Here is a 19910-nt window from a genome sequence, read left to right as displayed (position 1 = left end):
CGCGGTATGCACAAAGGCGCTAGTCTACCCCTTCCCCCCGCCGACGCGCTGGCCGCGTCCGCCGCGCTCAGCGCACATATCGGCCAGGCCATCGTCGACGCCGGCGGCTGGCTCGGTTTCGACCGCTATATGGCGCTTGCGCTATATGCCCCCGGCCTTGGCTACTACAGCGGCGGCGCCGCCAAGTTCGGCCGCGACGCGCGCGACGGCAGCGACTTCATCACCGCCCCCGAACTGAGTCCGTTCTTCGCGCGCACCCTGGCACGCCAGTTCGCGCCGCTGCTGGCGCAAGGCCTGTCCGAGGTACTCGAATTCGGCGCCGGCACCGGCCGCCTCGCCGCCGACCTGCTGCTGGCCCTGGAACAGGAAGGCCAGCTGCCCGAACGCTACGCCATCGTCGAACTTTCCGGCGAGCTGCGCGCGCGCCAGCAGGCCACGCTGGCCGGGCGCGCCCCGCGCCTGGCCGCGCGCGTGCAATGGCTTGACACGCTGCCGGAGCATTTCGAAGGCATCGTGGTCGGCAACGAAGTACTCGACGCCATGCCGGTGCGCCTGTTCGCCCGCAGCCACGGCCGCTGGCTCGAACGCGGCGTGATCCGCCGGGAGAGCGAGGATGGCGCGGAGGCTACCGATGGCGCCGGCGCCTTCGCGTTCTCCGACCGCCCGCTGCCGGCCGACGCCCTGCCCGAAGCGCTGCACGCCATCCCCGGCGACCACGACATCGTCACCGAGACCCACGCCGAAGCCGAGGGCTTCACGCGCGCGCTGGGCGCGATGCTGGCGCGCGGCGCCGCCTTCCTGATCGACTATGGCTTCCCCGCCGCCGAGTACTATCACCCGCAGCGCATGGAGGGCACGCTGATGTGCCACTACCGCCATCATGCGCACCCGGACCCCTTCCTCTACCCCGGCCTGCAGGACATCACCGCCCACGTCAACTTCAGCGGCATCGCCCACGCCGCCGTCGACGCCGGCCTGACGGTAGCCGGTTTCGCCTCGCAGGCGCGTTTCCTGATGAACGCCGGCATCACCGAATTGCTGATGGCGCTGGACCCCAACGACACGCAAAGCTTCCTGCCCGCCGCCAATGCGGTGCAAAAGCTGTTGTCCGAGGCGGAAATGGGCGAGCTGTTCAAGGTCATCGCCCTGACCCGCGGGCTCGACGACACCTTGCCGCTGGCCGGTTTCGCGCGCGGCGACCGCAGCCACGCGCTATAGTCAGGCATCCACCCCCTCAGGCACGCACCATGCTGCGCTGGACCCTCACCATCTTCCTGGCCGTCATCTTGCTGTCGGCAGCCCTGCCCTGGCTGCAAAAGCTGGGGCTCGGGCGGCTGCCCGGCGACGTGCGGTTCCGGCTGTTCGGGCGGGATTTCATGCTGCCGTTTGCCTCCACCATCCTGCTGTCGCTGGTGGCCTTGCTGGTGGGCAAGCTGATCTAGGGACGGGAGCGGGAGCGGGGATCGCGCCGGCATGCGCCGGCCCCTCCCCTGGCCCGTGCGAGCGTCCGCTCACGCCCCCAGCGCAGTCTCCACCGCCGCCACCCGCGCCACATGCACGCGGTCGCGGATCAGCGTCGCATTCCCCGCGCATTCCCTGGCCACCGCACCCCCATCCACCGACGACGCGGCGTCGAGCGCCGCCATCAGCCGCGCGGTCTGCGGATAGCTGCGTTCCTCGAAGCCGAGGCGCCCCCGGGCATCGGCCTCGCAGGCCTGCAGTACTTCGGCAAAGCGGGCGGGCTTGCRCAGCGCGTCGCAGCGCTCCAGCAAGCGCGTGAGCGCCGCGGCGCCGAAGGTGTCGGAGCGGTGGATATTGCCGTGCTCGCGCGCGACCACGACCGCGAGGTCGCGGCATTCGGTGGGCACGCGCAGGCGCTTGCAGACGGCCTCGAGCAGCGCCACGCTGCGCTGTTCGTGGCCGATATGGCGCGGCAGGATGTCTGCCGGCGTGGTGCCCTTGCCGAGGTCGTGCATCAGCGCGGCGAAGCGCACCGCCAGCGAGGCGCCCATGGCGGCAGCGGTATCGACCACCATCATCACATGCACGCCGGTATCGACTTCGGGGTGGTAGTCGGCGCGCTGCGGCACGCCCCACAGCCGGTCCAACTCGGGCAGCAGGCGCGCCAGCACGCCGCAGGCGCGCAGGACCTCGAACATGCGCGAGGGCTTCGCTTCCATCAGGCCGCGCGCGATTTCCTGCCACACACGCTCGGCCACCAGGGCGTCGACCTCGCCCGCTTCGACCATGCGGCGCATCAGCGCGAGCGTGTCGGCGGCCACGGTGAAATCGTGGAAGCGCGCCGCGAAGCGGGCCACGCGCAGGATGCGCACGGGGTCTTCGGCGAAGGCTTCGGAGACATGGCGGAACTGGCGCGCGGCCAGGTCGCGCTGGCCGCCGTAGGGGTCGATCACCGGGCCGGTGAGTGCGCCGTCCGCATCGACCGCGCGCGCCATGGCGTTGATGGTAAGGTCGCGCCGCACCAGGTCGTCCTCGAGCGAGACGTCCGGGGCGCAGTAGAAGGCGAAGCCCTTGTAGCCGGCCGCGGTCTTGCGCTCGGTGCGGGCCAGCGCGTATTCCTCCCTGGTCTGCGGATGGAGGAAGACCGGGAAATCCTTGCCGACCGGCTTGTAGCCCGCGGCTTCCATCCCGGCCGGGGTCGCGCCCACCACCACGTAGTCGCAGTCCTGGCTGGGCTTGCCCAGCAGGGCGTCGCGAATGGCGCCGCCTACGGCATACACCTGCATAAGCGGATCTCAGTGATTGATGACGATGGCGTCGTCGCGGTCGGGGACGAGCCGGTAGGGTTCATCGGATGCGAGGAAATCGCGCTCCTCGCGCGCGTCGGCGATCCAGGCCTGCATGGCCGGCAGCGCGAGCATGAAGTCGGCGTAGGGCTTGGCCGCATCGTCGGGCAGGTGGATGCCATAGGTGGCGAAGCGGCTGACCACCGGCGCGAAGTACGCGTCGGCGATGGTGAACGCGCCGAACAGGAAGGGGCCGCCGGCCCCGAAGCGCGCGCGCAGGTCGGACCAGATCGCGGCGATGCGGTCCACGTCGCGCTGCACGGCCACGTTCCAGCCCATGCCGGGCAGCACCGCGGTGACGTTCAGCGGCAGCTGGCTGCGCAGGTTGCCGAAGCCGGAATGCATCTCCGCGCAGACCGAGCGGGCCAGCGCGCGCGCGTTGCGCTCGGCCGGCCACAGCTGCTTCTCGGGGAAGCATTCGGCCAGGTATTCCGCGATCGACAGCGTGTCCCACACGGTGAGGTCGCCGTCGATCAGCACCGGCACCTTGCCGGTGGGCGAGTGGCGCGCGATCTCCTGCTCGAAGCCCGGCGCGAACAGGCGCACCTTGACCTCCTCGAAGGCAATGCCGGCATGGCGCATCAGCAACCACGGACGCAGCGACCAGGACGAATAGTTCTTGTTGCCGATGACGAGCTTCATCGCGGAATCCTTGCAGGAAATGGGGGAAGAGAGGCCGGGACAGCACACCAGCGAAACAGGTCATTGTAGCCAGCGGCGCCGGGCCCCTCCAAGCGAATTGCGCTCGCAGCGATGTGAAGCCAGGTCACATGCGCCGCCGGCGGCAGGACGCGGGCAGGCCACCGGCAGGCCCCGCGCGGACCTGCCGCCCGGGCCGCTTCAGCGGTAGATGCTTCGCCGCAGCACCTGCATCTGGCTCTCGTGGCCGCGGCCGGCCAGCACGTCGGTCATCACCACTTCCAGGCTGACGGGCTGGCGCAGGCCCAGCTCCGGCGCGATCTGGCCCTGCATGACATTGTCCAGCCGCATGGAATCGAGATTGTCGCGCGTCATCACCGGCGCGCCCGGCATGTGCTCGAGCACGGCTGCCTGCAGGCGCGCGAGCGCGTCGGGCAGGTGCAGGACCGGGCGCGGATGGCCGCTGGCGCGGCCGGCAAAGCGCACCAGCTCCTCCAGCGTGTAGACCTGCGGCCCGGCCAGGTCGTAGGTCCGGCCGATGGTGGCGGGCGCGGCCATGGCATTGACGAAGGCCTGCGCCACGTCCTGCACGTAGACCGGCTGGAACCTCGCCTGCGCGCAGGCCAGCGGCACCACCGGCGCGATCTGCTGCATGTGGGCGAAGAGATTGAGGAAATGATCGTCGGGACCGAAGATCACGGAGGGGCGGAAGATGGTCCAGTCCAGCTCGCTTTCGCGCACCACGCGCTCGCCGTCGCCCTTGCTGCGCAGGTACATCGACGGCCCCGCGCTGTCCGCGCCCAGCGCGCTCATGTGCAACAGCCGGCGCACGCCGGTGCTGCGGCAGGCTTCCACCACGCAGCGGGGAAGATCCACATGCGCGCCGGCGAAGGCGCCGCCATAGGGCTCGGCACGCTCGCCGTGGAGGATGCCGACCAGGTTGACCACGATGCCGTCGGTACCCAGCGAGCCGATGGCGGCGTTCAGGTCGGCCTCGTTGCGCACGTCCAGTTCGGTGACTTCCACGCGCGGCAGCAGCAGCAGGTGCTGGGCGTGCTCGGCGTCGCGCGTGGCGGCGACGATGCGCTCGGGGTCGAGGGGCGGCTCGGTCACACTGCCCGGTTCGAGCGGCGTGGCCGAGGCGGTGGCGACACCCGCCAGGCGCGCCACCAGGTGGCTGCCGACGAAACCGGCCCCGCCGATCACTAGGACATTGCTGGTCTGCATGGATTTCTCCGTGGCAAGGGACGACTGGCGCGCGCCCGAAATGGAGCACGCGCCGGTGACCGCACCGGCCGGCAGACCGCGCCGCCCGCGCTGCCTCAGGGCAAGGCGGTGGTGGTGATCTGCGACGGCGACACCGAGCCCAGGCGATCCTTGAGCGACTGCGGCCGGCCGCTCATCAATGCAGCATAGTACGTGGCGTTGGAGAGCACATTCTTGACGTAGGTACGCGTCTCCGAGAACGGGATGGTCTCGGCGAAGATCGCGCCCTCGACCTGGCGCGGCAGGCTCGAGCGCCAGCTCTTGGGACGCCCCGGGCCCGCGTTGTACGCGGCCGAAGCCAGCGTCCAGGAGCTGTCCAGGTCGGTAAACACCATGCTCATGTAGTTGGTGCCGAGCATGATGTTGATGTTCGGATCGCTCATCATCGAAGGCGAGAAATCCGTCATGCCGATCTTGCGCGCGACCCACTTGGCGGTGGCCGGCATCACCTGCATCAGGCCATGGGCGCCGGCGGACGAGCGCGCGTTCATGATGAAACGCGATTCCTGGCGCACCAGGCCGTAGGCCCAGGCCATGTCCAGGCCGACGTCGTCGGTGGCGCGCTGCATGATGTCGCGGTAGGGCATCAGGAAGCGCAGCGAGAAGTCGTGCTCGGCCTGGGTGCGGTCGGCGGTGTTGACGGCGCGGTCCAGCAGCTCGATGCGGCGCGCGTAGTCGGCGGCGGCCAGCAGTTGGCGGTCGGTCATGCCGCGCAGCTCCCAGTTCCACTCGCGGTTGCCCTCGAAACGCAGGTTGAGGTCATAGAGCTTCTGYGCGCGCACGAAGCCCGGGCGGCCGCGCATGGCGTTGACATCGGCGTCGGCGACCTGGGTGCGCACCGGCAGCACCGTGCGGTTGCCCAGTTCCTCGTTGGCCAGCTGGCCATAGAAATTGAACTGGCCGGCGATCGACTGGAACTGCTGCTGGGCCTCGCCGGCACGGTTGTCCGCCTTGAGCGCGCGGCCATACCAGTAGGTCCAGGCCGGGTCCTTGGCGCGCAGCTCGGGGCGCATCAGCTCCACCGCCAGGCGCACCTGCTTCCAGTCGCCCTGGCGCAGCGCGGCACGCACGCGCCATTCCTGGGTCTCGTCGGACAGCCACTGGTTGCCGCCCAGGTCCATCTGGCGGCTGTAGTAGCCGGCCGCCTCGGGCGCCAGCTTCTTGGCGGCGAACTGGCCGATCACGCCCCAGCCCGCGCCCTGCTCGTCGCGCGACAGGCCGCCGGCGCTGGCGTTCAGGTAGGCCGCCGCCTGCGAGGGATCGTTGCGCGCCATCTTGACCACCGTGGCCAGTGTGTTGCTGTCGCCGCGCGCGTCGGGGACCGCGGCGGCAATGCGCCCCGCCAGCGTCACAAAATTCTGCTCGAGCGCCTGGCGTGCCTGGAASGCCACGTCGCTGSGCTSGATCTGCYGGCTCTGCGCCAGGTAAGCGATCAGGTCGACGCAGCCTTCGCCGAAGTACTTGGGATCGCTGAGCACGGCGCGCGCATCGGCCGCCACGTTCTGGCCCTTGAGCGCGCGCGACAGCAGCGCATAGCACTCCACCTGGGTGTCGTCCTTGAGCACGAACTGCGGGTACTCGGCGTCGAAATTGGCCCAGTCGCGCTTCTTGCCCAGCACCAGCAGCCAGTCGTTGCGCATGCGGTCGGCAATGGCCTCGCCCTTGTAGCGCTGCAGGAAGGCGCGCACCTGGTCGTCCGGCGCGTCGATGCGGGCCAGGCCGCTGGCGTCGAACATCTGCGGCTTGATGCGGAAATACTCGACGTACGACGGGATCGGGTAGTCCACCAGCGTGGCCGAGATGGCATCGGTGCGCACCACGTCGTTCTTGCGGGCGGCCTCGCGCAGTGCCACGAAAGCGTCGTCGGGATTGCTCGGGATGCTCAGCGAGGGCGCCTGGGACTGGACCTGCGGCGACGGGCGCTTTTGTGCAAATACCGGCGTGGCAAGCAGCGCGCACGCGATCGCCGTCAGGGCGGCCTTGGCCGCACGCTGCGGATATACTCCCTTCGGCATTCTTAGCTTCCTTGTTGTGACRGCCGGACGGCATCGCCTTCTCGGAGCGCGCCTTTTCCGACCGTGCAATATTTGGTCAACAGCAGACATTATCCCACGCAGCCATGCCCAGCGACGAGCATCGCAACCGCTCCGGCGAGGAACGCAACGCCCTGCGGCAGCGCCTGCTGGCGCTGCGCGCCGCCCTGCCCGCGCGCGCCCGCGCCGACGCCGCCATCGAAGCCGCGCTGGCCACGCTGCTGGAACGCCAGGCAGCGGTGCGGCGCCTCGGTTTCTACTGGCCGATCCAGCACGAGTTCGACGCACGCCCCGCGGTAACGCGCTGGCTGGCCGCCGCGCCCGGCCGCCAGGCGGCCCTGCCGGTGGTCAGCCGCCCCGGCGCGCCGCTCGACTTCCACCTGTGGGAACCCGGCACCGCGATGGCCACTGGACGCTACGGCATCCCGGTCCCCGACGGCACGCCGGCCGTGGTGCCGGACGCGCTGCTGATTCCTTGTGTCGGTTTCAGCTCCGATAAGTTCCGCTTGGGATATGGCGGGGGCTTCTATGACCGCACGTTGGCGGCGCTGGCTGCCGCTGGCGGTACACCGCCGGTGGCGATTGGCATCGGGTTCGAGGCTTGCCGGATCGGGCTCCTGGCGGAGGGGCATGATGTGGGGATGGATTGGGTGGTTAGTGAGGGGGGGATTTTTTGACGCATGGGAGTGCGCCTGTGTCTGTGGGCCTGGCGGCCCGAGCTTGATTGGCTGTTCAGACTGTGGGCCTGGCGGCCTGGGCCTTTTGGGTCCTTCAGGCGCATGCAAGTGCGCCTGTCTCTGTGGGCCTAGCGGCGCGGGCTTTTTGGGTCATTCAGGCGCATGCAAGTGCGCCTGCCTCTGTGGGCCTAGCGGCGCAGGCTTGGTAGCCCGTTCGCACACATGTAAGTGTCACTTTTCTTTTCTCGAAAAGAAAAGTAACCAAAAGAAAGCGATTCTTGCAGAAGGCTGGGCGCTCAGATTTCTCGTCTCTCGCTGGTTTCGTGGTGGGTCTTGTGGCTTCGGCTCGACTGCTGACGCTACCGGCGCTGGCCGCGRTGSCATCCCGGAKGTGGCCGTTTCACRTTACGGCTCCATGATGGCCGAGGCCCAGGCCATTCAAGCTGCTGCCGCGACCGGCTCGGGTGGCCACGATATAGCACCCTCGTGTTTTCGTGGTGGGCGCGGTGGACCCGAACGCGAAAGCCTCGGCTTCCCAAACCGGTGGGCCGGTGTGCTGCGGCTGAGTGCTCCCGCCCGGGAGCCACCGCGCCCACCACGAATCCAGTGCCGTTCCTATGCCGCACCCATCCGCCCCGGTCGCGGCAGCAGTTTGAACTACCTGGGCCAACGCCACCATGCAGCGCCACCACGAATCGGACATCAGTCGAGATGTCGCCGCGGCTAGCGCCGGTAGCGCCAGCAGTCTCATGGGAGCCAACGCGCCCACCACGAAACCACCACCACCCATAAAGTCTGAGCGCCCAGCCTTCTGCAAGAATCGCTTTCTTTTGGTTACTTTTCTTTTCGAGAAAAGAAAAGTGACACTTACATGTGTGCGAACGGGCTACCAAGCCCGCGCCGCTAGGCCCACAGAAGCAGGCGCACTTGCATGCGCCTGAATGACCCAAAAGGCCCAGGCCGCTAGGCCCACAGCCGCGAACACAATCTCATGCGTCTGAACAGCCAATCAAGCCCGGGCCGCTAGGCCCCAAAAAGCAACCATACCAATCACCCCTTCCACAACAAATCATCCACCACCCCCCGCATCCGCCGCCAATGCGACCCCTCCCAAAACACCCTCTGGCAGCAATCGCAAGTAGCAAACCGCTCCTGTCTCGCCAACACGCCAGCCGGCACGCGTCCGGCCATCACCGCCACCTCGGCCTTGTCGATGCGCCGCAACGGCACGTTGCAGTCAAGACATAGCGAAAACGGCCGCGCACTACGCGCCAGGTCGAGCCGCGCGAAGATCTCGTGCAATTGCGGCAGCGCCTTGATGGCGCGCACGTAGCAGCCATGGGTGACACCGCGCCGCTTGAGCAGCTCGCGGTCGCGCGTGAGCACGATGCGGCCCTCGCGCAGGGCGATGGCCTCGATCTCGGCGTCGGCGAAATGGTTGTCGTAGAGGGTATCGAAGCCGGTCAGGCGCAGCAGGTGCGCCAGCCCGCCGAGATGCGCATCGGCCACGAAGCGCGTCTCGCGCAAGGGCGCGGTGCGCACGCGCAGCAGCGGCGTGACGTCGAAGGTTTCGAAGCGGGGATAGACAGCCACGCGGTCGCCGTCCTCCAGCGTCCGCTCGAAGGCGCTCGATTCGCCGTTGACCAGGATCAGCTCGACCTCGGTATGCGGCACGCCCAGCGCCTCGATCATGTGCTTGACGGTGGCGGCGCGCGCGCAGGCGCAAGCACGGTCCACGCCGCGCTGCGCGCGCGGCAGGAAGTCGTTCAGTTCCTCGTAGAAACGGAACGTGGCGGTGACGGCGGTGGCTTCGGCGGCGGTTGTGGCCATATGCCAGTTTAGGCCATCGCCGGGCCGCTCAGCGCGCCTGGTTGGCCAGCCGCAGCGTGGACTCCACCGACAGCCGCGCCCAGGCGGTCATCTCCTCGGCGGATTCCAGGCAGGCCGGCGGCAGGCTCAGGTAATGGCGCATGGTGACTTCGCGCCCGGCACTGCTGTACCGGAACGGCTCGCCGCCCTCGGCCTCGAAGCGCGCGCGGGTCTGGTCGTCGGTCTTGAGCCAGCAGCGCCCGCCCGACACCAGCGCGAACATCAGGCCGTCGTAGTACAGGCCGTGGCCGCCGAACATGCGGCGCGCGCCGATCGGGCCGATGCGCGCCGCCAGCGGGCCCATCAGCTCGAGCAGGTGGTCGATGAAGGGATCCGGGCGGCGCGCCGGCATGGCGTCAGAGCTTGAGGCGCTGCCAGATGGCCTTGGTCGCGCCGGCCGAGTTGAGCGTATAGAAATGCAGCCCCGGCACGCCGGCGGCCAGCAGGCGCTCGCACAGCGCGGTGACCACGTCCAGGCCGAAGGCGCGGATCGATTCGCGGTCGTCGCCGAAGCCCTCCAGGCGCCTGGCTATCCAGCGCGGCACTTCGGCGCCGCACATCTCCGAGAAGCGCATCAGTTGCGAGGAATTGGTGATCGGCATGATGCCCGGCACGATCGGCACTTCCACGCCCATGGCGCGCACGTCGTCGACGAAGCGGAAATAGGCGTCGGCGTTGAAGAAGTACTGGGTGATGGCCGAATCGGCGCCGGCCTTGACCTTGCGCACGAAGTTCTCGAGATCGACGCGCGGCGACTTGGCCTGCGGGTGGTACTCCGGATAGGCCGCCACTTCGATATTGAACCAGTCGCCGGTTTCGGCGCGGATGAACTCCACCAGCTCGTTGGCAAAGCGGAACTCGCCGATCTCGCCCATGCCCGAGGGCATGTCGCCGCGCAGCGCCACGATATGGCGGATGCCGCCGTCGCGGTACGTCTGCAGGACCTGGCGGATGCTCTCGCGCGAGGAACCCACGCACGACAGGTGCGGCGCGGCCTCGATGCCTTCGCGCTGGATTTCCAGCACGGCATCCAGCGTGCCCTGCTGGGTGGTGCCGCCGGCGCCGAACGTCACCGAGATGTACTTGGGATGCAAGGGAGCCAGCTGCGCACGCGTGTTGCGCAGCTTCTCGGCGCCCTCGGCAGTCTTGGGCGGGAAAAACTCGAAGCTGAAGTAGCGGTCTTGCATGATGGTGGCGCGCCGCGTGTGGCGCGGCGCGCTGGAAAGTTGGTTTTGATCCCCCGTCTGCGCGAGACGGTTGCCTCGAAATGAAGCGTAGCGGTCCTGGGCCAGGCGCGGCCGCGGACAGTCGGGCGGTAAGGCAAGGCCGCGCGACAACGCCAGGAGCTGTACGGTGCGGCCCCTCAGGCGTTGCGGCGCTCGCCCAGCAGCACGCTCGACAGCAGCCAGGAAATCACGCTGTACAGGATGGAGCCGAGCAGGGCCGCGCCGAAGCCCGTGACCACGAAGCCGGAAAGCAGCTTGCCCACGAACAGGAACAGCAGCGCGTTGATCACGAAGATGAACAAGCCGAGCGTGAGCAGCGTCACCGGCAGCGTGAGGATGACCAGGATCGGCCGGATCAGGGTGTTGACYAGCCCCAGCACCAGCGCGGCGATCATGGCCGAGCCGAAGCCGCCCAGGTGAATCCCGCTGATCAGGTTGCCCACCAGGAACAGCGCGGCGGCGTTGATGATCCAGACGGCCAGCAATCTCATGACGACTCCTTCGCTCGGGTCAGACGGACAAACGACAGACAGATCCACGACAGACAGGCACGGGATACCGCGACGCGCGCGGCCAGGGCTGCCAGCCGGCCGCCCTGGCCGCGACCGCGATCAATAACGGTAGTGGTCGGCCTTGTACGGGCCTTGCTTCTTCACGCCGATATAGGCAGCCTGCTCCTCGGTCAGCTCGGACAGCTGCGCGTTGAGCTTCTTGAGCTGCAGGCGCGCGACCTTCTCGTCCAGGTGCTTGGGCAGCGTGTAGACGCCCACCGGGTACTTGCCGCTATCGCGTTCCTGCCACAGCTCGATCTGGGCGATGGTCTGGTTGGCGAAGGAGCTGCTCATCACGTAGGACGGGTGGCCCGTGCCGCAGCCCAGGTTCACCAGGCGGCCCTTGGCGAGGATGATGATCTTCTTGCCATCCGGGAAGATCACGTGGTCGACCTGCGGCTTGATCTCGTCCCACTCGTACTTTTCCAGCGAGGCGATCTCGATCTCGTTGTCGAAGTGGCCGATGTTGCAGACGATGGCCTGGTCCTTCATCCTGGCCATGTGGTCATGCGTGATGACATGGTAGTTGCCGGTGCAGGTGACGAAGATGTCGCCGTGCTCGGCGGCGTAGTCCATGGTCACCACGCGGTAGCCTTCCATCGCGGCCTGCAGCGCGCAGATCGGGTCGATCTCGGTCACCCACACCTGCGCCGACAGCGCGCGCAGCGCCTGCGCGCTGCCCTTGCCCACGTCGCCGTAGCCGGCCACCACGGCGACCTTGCCGGCGATCATCACGTCGGTGGCGCGCTTGATGCCGTCCACCAGCGATTCGCGGCAGCCGTACAGGTTGTCGAACTTGCTCTTGGTCACCGAGTCGTTGACGTTGATGGCCGGGAAGCGCAGCTCGCCCTTTTGCGCCATCTGGTACAGGCGGTGCACGCCGGTGGTGGTTTCCTCGGTCACGCCCTTGATGGCGTCCAGGTTGCGGCTGTACCAGCTCGGGTCCTTGGCCAGCTTTTCCTTGATGGCGGCGAACAGGAAGGTTTCTTCCTCGCTGCCCGGCTTGGCGATCAGCGAGGCATCCTTCTCGGCGCGCGCGCCCAGGTGCAGCAGCAGCGTGGCGTCGCCGCCGTCGTCCAGGATCATGTTGGGGGTGCCGCCGTCCTTCCAGTCGAAGATGCGGTGGGTGAAGTCCCAGTATTCCTTGAGCGACTCGCCCTTGAAGGCGAACACCGGCGTGCCCGACGCGGCGATGGCGGCGGCGGCGTSGTCCTGGGTGGAGAAGATGTTGCASGARGCCCARCGSACSTCGGCGCCSAGSGCMRYSAGSGTCTCGATCAGCACGGCGGTCTGGAYGGTCATGTGCAGCGAGCCGGCGATGCGCGCGCCCTTGAGCGGCTGCTGGGCGGCGAACTCGTCGCGGATGGCCATCAGGCCCGGCATCTCGGTCTCGGCGATGGCGATTTCCTTGCGGCCCCAGCCGGCCAGGCCGATGTCTGCGACCAGGTAATCGTTCTTCAGGTCAGTCACTGCGTTCATGTTTCACTCCGGTGAAGAGTGGCGCGACGGTGACGAGTGCGGGGGGATATGCGGCCGCGCCGGCATTCCGGACGAAACAGGAATGCCAAGCGGGCGGATAGGTCGACTCGCCTCCGTGGGACCACGGATCAGCGAGCGCCGTTGAGACAGTCCGAGCCTGGCGAATGGCTTACCGGCCCATTGGGGCACAATGACCACATTCGTTGCAACGCTCCTCGGAGTGGCGGTATTGTAGCCTGCCCGGCGGCGCTGCGCACCGCCGCCAGCTCGATTTTTTCTTTGCCGCTTCCCCGCGGCCTGCCCCGTACCGTACATGACCCAGACGACACACCGCCCTCCGCGCACCCTGACCATCGCCGGCTCCGATTCCGGCGGCGGCGCCGGCATCCAGGCCGACCTCAAGACCTTTTCCGCGCTGGGCTGCTTCGGCATGAGCGCCATCACCGCCATCACCGCCCAGAACACCCTCGGCGTCACCGGCGTGCATGCGATCCCCGCCGACATGGTGGCGGCCCAGATCGACGCGGTTGCCAGCGATATCGGCGTGGACGCGGCCAAGACCGGCATGCTGGGCACGGCCGCCATCGTCGAGGCGGTGGCCGCCGCGGTGGACCGCCACGGCATCCGCCAGCTGGTGGTGGACCCGGTGATGATCTCCACCTCCGGCGCCACGCTGGCCGACGACGCCACCAGCCAGGCCATGGTGCGCCTGCTGTTCCCGCGTGCCGTGCTGGTCACGCCCAACCTGCCCGAGGCCTCCTGGCTGCTGGGCCGCAAGATCAGCCGCCGCGGCGAGATGGAGCAGGCCGCACGCGACCTGCTGGCGCTGGGCTGCCGCGCGGTGCTGCTCAAGGGCGGCCACCTGGACCCGGCCGACGCCGGCCTGGACGACCTGCTGATGACGGCCGAAGGCACGGTGCGCGTGTTCTCCCACCCGCGCGTCGACACGCGCAACCTGCATGGCACCGGCTGCACGCTGGCGGCCGCGGTGGCGGCACAGCTGGCGCGCGGCGACGCGCTGGAAGACGCCGTCGATGCGGCGCTCGACTACGTGGCAGAAGCCATCGTCGCCGGCGCCGACCTGGAACTGGGCGCCGGCAACGGCCCGCTCAACCATGCCTTCGCGCCGCGCGTGATGGGCTGAGCGCGCAGTTCGACTTCTGACGGACCGCGCCGGACGGAAACCGGGAAAAACAGCGGGCGGCGGTATGATCGGACACTTCATTGTCCGGCCATCCGCCGCCCGTTTTCATTTTCCCGACTTCCTCTTGCCAGCCATGTCCGCCCTGACCCAGATCGACCTGCGCACCGATCCCGCCGCCGCGCCTTACCAGAAGCACGAAGTCGTGCAGGTGGCCTTCGCCGCCGCGCCCGGGGAACTCATCAGCCTGGAAGGCCCCAACCGCTACCAGCCGGGCGATGCCGTCGTCACCGGCTCCACCGGCGACCGCTGGGTGGTTTCCCGCGACCGTTTCGACGCCAAGTACGAGCCGCTGCAGGCCGGCACGCACGGGCAGGACGGCGACTACCGCAACAAGCCGGGCGTGGTGCTGGCCAGGCGCATGGCAGATGCGTTCAGCATTGCGCGCTGTGCCGGTGGCGACGTGCTGCATGGCGCGGCCGGGGACTGGCTGATGCAGTATGCGCCGGGAGACTATGGCATCGTGCAGCAGGCGCGCTTCGCCCAGGTCTACCGGCCGGCGCAAGGCCAGGCCTGAAGCCCGGGGCGCGGCCCTAGTTGCCGCCGCTGCTCAGCGGCACCAGCTTGAATGCCGCGCGCGCCACGCAGACGACCTCGCCCTGCGCGTTCTTCACCTCCCCCTCGCAGAAGGCGATGCGCGCGCCGCGCCGCATGCAGCGCGCTTCCAGGTACAGTTCGCCGCGCGCGGCCGAGAGGAAGTGCGTGGACATGTCGATGGTGATCACGCCGGTTTCCAGCGGCGCATGCGAGCGCGCCGCGCCGCTGAGCGTGAAGTCCAGCGTGGCCATCAAGGTGCCGCCGTGCACATCGCCACGGCTGTTGACCAGCGCCGGGCCGACCGGCAGGCGCGTGCGGCACAGGCCCTCCTCGATATGCACCGGCTGCAGTCCAAGGTGGCGCATCAGCGGCACATCGATGCCGAAATAGGGCTTATCCGGGGTGCCGGGCGCCACCGGGACGATCTGTGCGGGACTTTCCAAAACGTTGTTCCTTTCGCGTTCAATGATTCGAGTTCGACGACCACCCGGCCTCGGCAACGGCATCGCCGGCCTGCACCAGGATGGCCTTGACCACGCCAGCATAGTCGGATTCGAGCGGGATCTTCATTTTCATGGACCCTGCCATCATGACGGCGTCGCCGGCCGCAATGGTAGCGCCAACTTAGGTGTGGATGGCGCGGACGGCGGCTTCACGCGGAAGTGCTCGGTGTCCTCGTACGCGATGCGCTGCACGCCGTCGGCGCCGAGGCTATAGATCCACGCGTCGGGGTAGGCCATCAGGATCGGCGAGTGCGTGGCGATGACGAACTGCGAGTCGTCGCGCGCGAGATCGTGGATGCGCGCCAGCGCCGCCAGTTGCCGCTGCGGCGAGAGCGCAGCGTCGGGTGCGTCGAGCAGGTAGAGCCCGTTGCCGCGAAAGCGAGGCGTGCCCGGCTTTCTCGGGCGCCTGCCCTTCCGCCGTTTCCCTTCTCCCGGCACGCCTCTCCCGCATGCGGGAGAAGCGCGCGGACCGCCGGTTCGCCAGGTGCTTCAGGCGGCGGGGAACATGCCCAGCAGGTGCTTCACCGCGGCGGGCACGTCGGCCGCCTCGGTGATGGCGCGCACCACCGCCGCGCTGCCGACGCCGACGGCCAGCACTTGCGGCAGGCGCGCGGCATCGACGCCGCCGATGCCCACCAGCGACGGGATCACCGGCTGCATCAGCTTCGCGTAGGCGTGGAAGCGGCCCAGCCCCTGCGGCGCGGTCGGCATGACCTTGGTGGTGGTGGGGAAGATCGCGCCCAGCGCGAGGTAGCTCGGGCCGATGGTGGCCACGCGCAGCATCTCGGCATAGCCGTGGGTGGACACGCCGAGGCGCAGGCCGGAGGCGCGCAGCGCGTCGAGGTCGGCCTCATCGAGGTCTTCCTGGCCGAGGTGGATGCCGTAGATGCCGCTGCGCGCGCTGTCGCTGCCGAAGCTGGCGTGCAGGTCGATGGCGGCGCGCCAGTGGTCGTTGATGAACAGCCGCGAGGCGCTGCCGCGCGCGGCACCCGCCGCGCGTGCGATCTCGGCGCGCACGGCCTGCGCGTCGTCCGACTTGAAGCGCAGCTGCACCGTGGGCACGCCGTGCGGCACCAGGCGCTCGATCCATTCGGCGCTGGGCACCACCGCGTACAGGCCCAGCGGCGGGCACGGCGCGAAGGGCTGGGCGCGCTGCTCGGGCGGCACCAGCGCGGCATGGCGCACCTGCGGGAAGCGCGCGAAATCCGCCGGCCACTCGAGCGAATCCGCCTGCCAGGCGCGGGCCAGGCAGAGCGCGTCGTGCGCGGGGAAATGCAGCGCCAGGCAGGCCAGCAGCACGGCGGTAAAGGCCGGCGGATGCGCGGTGTCGCTGTCGGCATGGGCGCTAAAGACCCAGGTGCCCATCGGCGAGCGCACGGTGTCGATCCAGCGGCCGCCTTCGCGCTCGCTCTCGATGGCGATCGCGCCGGCGGCGGCGATGCGCCCGAGCGCGTCGGCATCGGCCTCGCCGTCGGACAGCACCACGTCGGCGTGGCCGAGCGCCCCGGCGCCGGGCCGCGCCCAGGCGGACCAGCCCTTGTCGCTGGTGCCGAAGCTGGCGCCGTAGCGCGCCAGCAGCGTGTCGCGCAGCGCCGTGTCGACGGCGGCTTTCACGGCAGCGTGACTCATGCGCGGTCCTCCACGCCTTCGGCGTGCCAGAACGGCATGCCGACCACCGGCGTGCTGGCCTGGGCGATCTCGCGCTCGGGCATGGGGCCGGCCAGGTAGGCGGTGCGGCCGGCGTCGACCGCCAGCGCGAAGGCGCGCGCCATATTGACCGGATAGGCGGCCTGCGCCACCGCGGTGTTCAGCAATACGCCGTCGTAGCCCCACTCCAGCACCTGGGCCGCGTGCGACGGCAGGCCGAGGCCGGCGTCGACGATCAGCGGGGTGTCGGGCAGGCGTTCGCGCAGCACGCGCATGGCGTGCGGGTTGACCACGCCCTTGCCGGTGCCGATCGGCGCGCCCCAGGGCATCAGCGCCTGGCAGCCCACGTCGAGCAGGCGACGGCACAGCACGAGGTCCTCGGTGCAGTAGGGCAGCACCTTGAAGCCTTCCTTGATCAGCGTCTCGGCTACCGCGGGCAGGTTGAGCGTGTCCGGCTGCAGCGTGTAGTCGTCGCCCACCAGCTCGAGCTTGATCCAGTCGGTCTCGAACACTTCGCGCGCCATCATGGCGGTGGTGATGACTTCCTGCGGTGCCATGCAGCCGGCGGTATTCGGCAGCACCGGCACGTTGAGCGCCTTGAGCATCTGCCAGAAGGACTGGCCGCCCTCGCCGTCGCCCACCGCGCCCTGGCGGCGCAGCGCCACGGTCAGCATGGCGGGCCGCGACGCTTCCACGGCGGCCTGCAGGGTGGCGGGAGACGGGTAGCGCGCGGTGCCCAGCAGCAGGCGCGAGGTGAACGATTCGCCGTACAGCACGAAGGGATCGCCGAGCAGGTCGCGGCGGGGATCGGTGGTATCGAATGTCATGTTGGTTCAGCCTCCCGTCACGGGTTGCACGAGGTCGATGCGGTCGCCGGCGGCGAGCGCGGTGGCGGCATGCGCGGCGCGCGGCACGAACTGGCCGTTGAGCGCGGCGGCAAACGGCGGCGCGATGCCGGCGCCGGCCACCGCGTCGGCCAGCGTGGCGTTCTCGGCAAGGGCCAGCGGGCGGCCGTTGAGCAGGATTTCCATAGTCTGTCTGTTCAGTGCAGGACAGGCGCGCCGGCGACGGTCTCGAGCGCCGGGCCGATCATCCCCGGCCAGCGCAGCGCGGCGGGCACGGCGTGGGCGGCGGGATCGCCGCTGAGCAACGCGCGCACCACCTGGCAGGCGGCCTCGGTCACCGCCGGCGCGATCAGGAAACCGTGCCGGTACAGGCCGTTGAGGCGCACCACGCGGGCATGCTGGTCGACCCGGATGGCGGGCAGGTGGTCCGGCCGCGTGGGCCGGCGCTGCACGTTGAGTTCGAGCACGCGCGCTTCGCCAAAGGCCGGATGCAGCGAGTAAGCCGCCGACAGCAACTCCAGCGCGGAGCGCACGCTCATCGGCGAATCGTCCTCGCTTTCGAGTTCGGTGGCGCCGATCACGTAGAGGTCGTTGGGCTTGGGCGCGATATAGATCGGGTAGCGCGGATGCAGCAGGCGCACCGGGCGGTGCAGCTTGACCTCGGGCGCGTGCACGCGCACCACCTCGCCGCGCAAGCCGCGCAGGCCGGGCATGGTGCCGCGCGCGGCCGGCTGCGCGGGCCACGCGGCGCGCGCGCCCAGGCCACGGCAGTCCAGCACCGCGCCCGCGCTGATGCCCAGCGCAGGCAGGTCCCGGGCCTCGATCTCGCCGGCTTCCCACACGCAATGCAGGCCTTCGGCCACCGCGCACGCCAGCAGCGCGCGCAGCGTGCCGCGGTTGTCGAGCTGGCCTTCGCCGGCCAGCAGCAGGCCCTGCGGGAAGCGCCCCGCGAGCGCGGGTTCCAGCGCGGCCACGCCGTTGCCGTCGAGCGCGCGCATGCGCTCGGCCACCAGCGCGGGCGGCGCCACCGCGCGCACGCGGCTGGTGAACAATGACATCTCGCCGCGGTCGCGCGCATGCCAGACCACCAGCGTGCCGTCTTCCTGGAAAAACACCGGCTCGGGCAGCTCGGCCACCCAGGCGCGCCAGAGATCGACGCTGGCCACGCCCAGCTCGACGATGCGGCGCTCGGCGATGGCGGATTCGGCCAGCGGCGCCAGCATGGCCGCGGCCACGTGCGCGGCGGAGCCGGCGCCATCGGGGCCGGCTCGCTCGACCAGCGCCACGCGCAGGCCGGCACGCACCAGTTGCCAGGCGGAAAGGCGCCCGGCCAGGCCGGCGCCGAGCACGGCCACATCAAACGACTGCACTGTCATGGGGATGCTTTGCGCCGGCGGCTGCCGCGACTGCGCGGCGGGCGCCGGCCTCCTTTAAGTCTGGGAGCGCCTCCTCGCGAAGGCACGGTACTACGTGTGCGGCGCCCGCTTGCGCGGGGGCCGCCCCCCTTGCCTTACGAGTAGATCTTGCTGCCGCTCTTGACGAACTCGATCGACTTTTCCTGCATGCCCTGCTCGGCTTCGGGCTTGAGCGAGGCGGCGTAGTCGCGCACTTCCTGCGTGATCTTCATCGAGCAGAACTTGGGACCGCACATCGAGCAGAAATGCGCGATCTTGGCGCCTTCGGCCGGCAGCGTGGCGTCGTGGTACGAACGCGCGCGCTCGGGGTCCAGGCCGAGGTTGAACTGGTCTTCCCAGCGGAACTCGAAGCGCGCCTTGGACAGTGCGTTGTCGCGCAGCTGCGCGCCCGGCCAGCCCTTGGCAAGGTCGGCCGCGTGGGCGGCGATCTTGTAGGTGATGATGCCTTCGCGCACGTCTTCCTTGTCCGGCAGGCCCAGGTGTTCCTTGGGCGTGACGTAGCACAGCATGGCCGTGCCCATCCAGCCGATATTGGCCGCGCCGATGCCGCTGGTGATGTGGTCGTAGCCGGGGGCGATGTCCGTCACCAGCGGTCCGAGCGTGTAGAACGGGGCCTCGTAGCAGTGCTTGAGTTCCTCGTCCATATTGGCCTGGATGCGCTGCAGCGGCACGTGGCCCGGGCCTTCGATCATGACCTGCACGTCGTGCTTCCAGGCCTTGTCGGTCAGCTCGCCGAGCGTGCGCAGCTCGCCGAACTGGGCGTCGTCGTTGGAGTCCGCGATGCAGCCCGGACGCAGGCCGTCGCCGAGGCTGAACGAGACGTCGTAGGCCTTCATGATTTCGCAGATCTCGTCGAAATGCGTGTACAGGAAGTTTTCCTTGTGATGCGCCAGGCACCACTTGGCCATGATCGAGCCGCCGCGCGAGACGATGCCGGTGACGCGGTCGGCGGTCATCGGCACATAGCGCAGCAGCACGCCGGCGTGGATGGTGAAGTAGTCCACGCCCTGCTCGGCCTGCTCGACCAGCGTGTCGCGGAACATCTCCCAGGTCAGGTCCTCGGCGATGCCGCCGGTCTTGTCCAGGGCCTGGTAGATGGGCACCGTGCCGATGGGCACCGGCGAGTTGCGCAGGATCCATTCACGGGTTTCGTGGATGTGCTTGCCGGTGGACAGGTCCATGATGGTGTCCGCGCCCCAGCGGATCGACCACACC

The 19910-nt window shown here is 69.1% G+C and carries 21 protein-coding genes, 1 pseudogene and 1 riboswitch; of the genes and pseudogenes, 5 read left to right on the top strand and 17 right to left on the bottom strand.

What is annotated here, in order from left to right; translation table 11 throughout:
- Positions 1 to 6 precede the first annotated feature (6 nt).
- Complete coding sequence (locus AC1DO7_RS14250) at positions 7 to 1218, top strand: class I SAM-dependent methyltransferase (protein ID WP_441650373.1); 1212 nt, start codon at positions 7 to 9, stop codon at positions 1216 to 1218.
- Between the two features lie 29 nt (positions 1219 to 1247).
- Positions 1248 to 1442 (top strand): DUF2905 domain-containing protein, encoded by a 195-nt coding sequence (locus AC1DO7_RS14245; protein ID WP_441617561.1) that lies wholly within the window; start codon positions 1248 to 1250, stop codon positions 1440 to 1442.
- Between the two features lie 69 nt (positions 1443 to 1511).
- Here the strand turns inward: AC1DO7_RS14245 and AC1DO7_RS14240 are convergent, their stop codons facing one another.
- The 4 genes from AC1DO7_RS14240 to AC1DO7_RS14225 form a co-directional block, all read right to left on the bottom strand.
- Positions 1512 to 2747 carry a multifunctional CCA addition/repair protein gene (locus AC1DO7_RS14240; RefSeq protein ID WP_477116259.1) on the bottom strand — a complete coding sequence of 412 codons (1236 nt, stop codon included), beginning with the start codon at positions 2745 to 2747 and terminating at the stop codon, positions 1512 to 1514.
- A 9-nt stretch (positions 2748 to 2756) separates the two neighbouring features.
- On the bottom strand, positions 2757 to 3449 hold the full coding sequence (locus tag AC1DO7_RS14235; RefSeq protein ID WP_441617557.1) for a glutathione S-transferase family protein: 693 nt from the start codon (positions 3447 to 3449) through the stop codon (positions 2757 to 2759).
- Between the two features lie 198 nt (positions 3450 to 3647).
- Positions 3648 to 4673 carry a complex I NDUFA9 subunit family protein gene (locus tag AC1DO7_RS14230; protein ID WP_441650371.1) on the bottom strand — a complete coding sequence of 342 codons (1026 nt, stop codon included), beginning with the start codon at positions 4671 to 4673 and terminating at the stop codon, positions 3648 to 3650.
- 95 nt (positions 4674 to 4768) lie between these two features.
- Positions 4769 to 6727 (bottom strand): lytic transglycosylase domain-containing protein, encoded by a 1959-nt coding sequence (locus AC1DO7_RS14225; protein WP_477116258.1) that lies wholly within the window; start codon positions 6725 to 6727, stop codon positions 4769 to 4771.
- Between the two features lie 104 nt (positions 6728 to 6831).
- Here AC1DO7_RS14225 and AC1DO7_RS14220 point away from each other — a divergent pair, with 104 nt between their 5' ends.
- Entirely contained in the window at positions 6832 to 7422 is a 591-nt protein-coding gene (locus AC1DO7_RS14220) for a 5-formyltetrahydrofolate cyclo-ligase (protein WP_441617551.1), read from the top strand.
- 1050 nt (positions 7423 to 8472) lie between these two features.
- Here the strand turns inward: AC1DO7_RS14220 and AC1DO7_RS14215 are convergent.
- From AC1DO7_RS14215 to ahcY, 5 genes are all read right to left on the bottom strand, one after another.
- The gene (locus tag AC1DO7_RS14215) at positions 8473 to 9252 is read right to left on the bottom strand and encodes a Mut7-C RNAse domain-containing protein (protein ID WP_441617549.1); all 780 of its coding nucleotides are present in this window, start codon (positions 9250 to 9252) and stop codon (positions 8473 to 8475) included.
- Between the two features lie 28 nt (positions 9253 to 9280).
- A complete protein-coding gene (locus AC1DO7_RS14210; protein ID WP_441617547.1) occupies positions 9281 to 9643 on the bottom strand; it encodes a TfoX/Sxy family protein in 363 nt (120 codons plus the stop codon).
- Positions 9644 to 9647: 4 nt separating this feature from the next.
- A complete protein-coding gene (gene metF / locus AC1DO7_RS14205; protein ID WP_441650369.1) occupies positions 9648 to 10478 on the bottom strand; it encodes a methylenetetrahydrofolate reductase [NAD(P)H] in 831 nt (276 codons plus the stop codon).
- Positions 10479 to 10654: 176 nt separating this feature from the next.
- Positions 10655 to 11008, bottom strand: coding sequence for a phage holin family protein (locus tag AC1DO7_RS14200; protein ID WP_441617543.1), 354 nt, complete (start codon positions 11006 to 11008; stop codon positions 10655 to 10657).
- A gap of 120 nt (positions 11009 to 11128) precedes the next feature.
- A complete protein-coding gene (ahcY, locus tag AC1DO7_RS14195) occupies positions 11129 to 12547 on the bottom strand; it encodes an adenosylhomocysteinase (protein ID WP_477116257.1) in 1419 nt (472 codons plus the stop codon).
- Positions 12548 to 12673: 126 nt separating this feature from the next.
- Positions 12674 to 12770, bottom strand: a riboswitch (S-adenosyl-L-homocysteine riboswitch).
- A 90-nt stretch (positions 12771 to 12860) separates the two neighbouring features.
- Here ahcY and thiD point away from each other — a divergent pair.
- Complete coding sequence (thiD, locus tag AC1DO7_RS14190; protein WP_441617539.1) at positions 12861 to 13691, top strand: bifunctional hydroxymethylpyrimidine kinase/phosphomethylpyrimidine kinase; 831 nt, start codon at positions 12861 to 12863, stop codon at positions 13689 to 13691.
- Positions 13692 to 13824: 133 nt separating this feature from the next.
- A complete protein-coding gene (locus AC1DO7_RS14185; RefSeq protein ID WP_441650367.1) occupies positions 13825 to 14265 on the top strand; it encodes a PGDYG domain-containing protein in 441 nt (146 codons plus the stop codon).
- 16 nt (positions 14266 to 14281) lie between these two features.
- Here AC1DO7_RS14185 and AC1DO7_RS14180 read toward each other — a convergent pair whose 3' ends face one another.
- The 8 genes and pseudogenes from AC1DO7_RS14180 to thiC form a co-directional block, all read right to left on the bottom strand.
- Complete coding sequence (locus tag AC1DO7_RS14180) at positions 14282 to 14728, bottom strand: PaaI family thioesterase (protein WP_441650366.1); 447 nt, start codon at positions 14726 to 14728, stop codon at positions 14282 to 14284.
- A gap of 19 nt (positions 14729 to 14747) precedes the next feature.
- The gene (locus tag AC1DO7_RS14175; protein WP_441650365.1) at positions 14748 to 14861 is read right to left on the bottom strand and encodes a biotin/lipoyl-containing protein; all 114 of its coding nucleotides are present in this window, start codon (positions 14859 to 14861) and stop codon (positions 14748 to 14750) included.
- A gap of 11 nt (positions 14862 to 14872) precedes the next feature.
- A pseudogene (locus AC1DO7_RS14170) lies at positions 14873 to 15169 on the bottom strand (hypothetical protein); the annotation flags it as partial.
- Positions 15170 to 15277: 108 nt separating this feature from the next.
- Complete coding sequence (locus AC1DO7_RS14165) at positions 15278 to 16417, bottom strand: thiamine phosphate synthase (protein ID WP_441617533.1); 1140 nt, start codon at positions 16415 to 16417, stop codon at positions 15278 to 15280.
- Positions 16414 to 17262, bottom strand: coding sequence for a thiazole synthase (locus tag AC1DO7_RS14160; RefSeq protein WP_441650364.1), 849 nt, complete (start codon positions 17260 to 17262; stop codon positions 16414 to 16416). Before AC1DO7_RS14160 ends, AC1DO7_RS14165 begins: the two co-directional genes overlap by 4 nt.
- A gap of 6 nt (positions 17263 to 17268) precedes the next feature.
- Positions 17269 to 17466 (bottom strand): sulfur carrier protein ThiS, encoded by a 198-nt coding sequence (gene thiS / locus AC1DO7_RS14155; protein ID WP_441617530.1) that lies wholly within the window; start codon positions 17464 to 17466, stop codon positions 17269 to 17271.
- Between the two features lie 11 nt (positions 17467 to 17477).
- Positions 17478 to 18656 carry an FAD-dependent oxidoreductase gene (locus tag AC1DO7_RS14150; RefSeq protein WP_441617528.1) on the bottom strand — a complete coding sequence of 393 codons (1179 nt, stop codon included), beginning with the start codon at positions 18654 to 18656 and terminating at the stop codon, positions 17478 to 17480.
- A gap of 134 nt (positions 18657 to 18790) precedes the next feature.
- Positions 18791 to 19910, bottom strand: a 1120-nt coding sequence (gene thiC / locus AC1DO7_RS14145) for a phosphomethylpyrimidine synthase ThiC (protein ID WP_477116256.1), incomplete at its 5' end; no start/stop codon positions are given.

Source organism: Cupriavidus sp. 05N40 (genome assembly GCF_056397305.1).
This window is presented reverse-complemented; position numbering and strand designations above follow the sequence as displayed.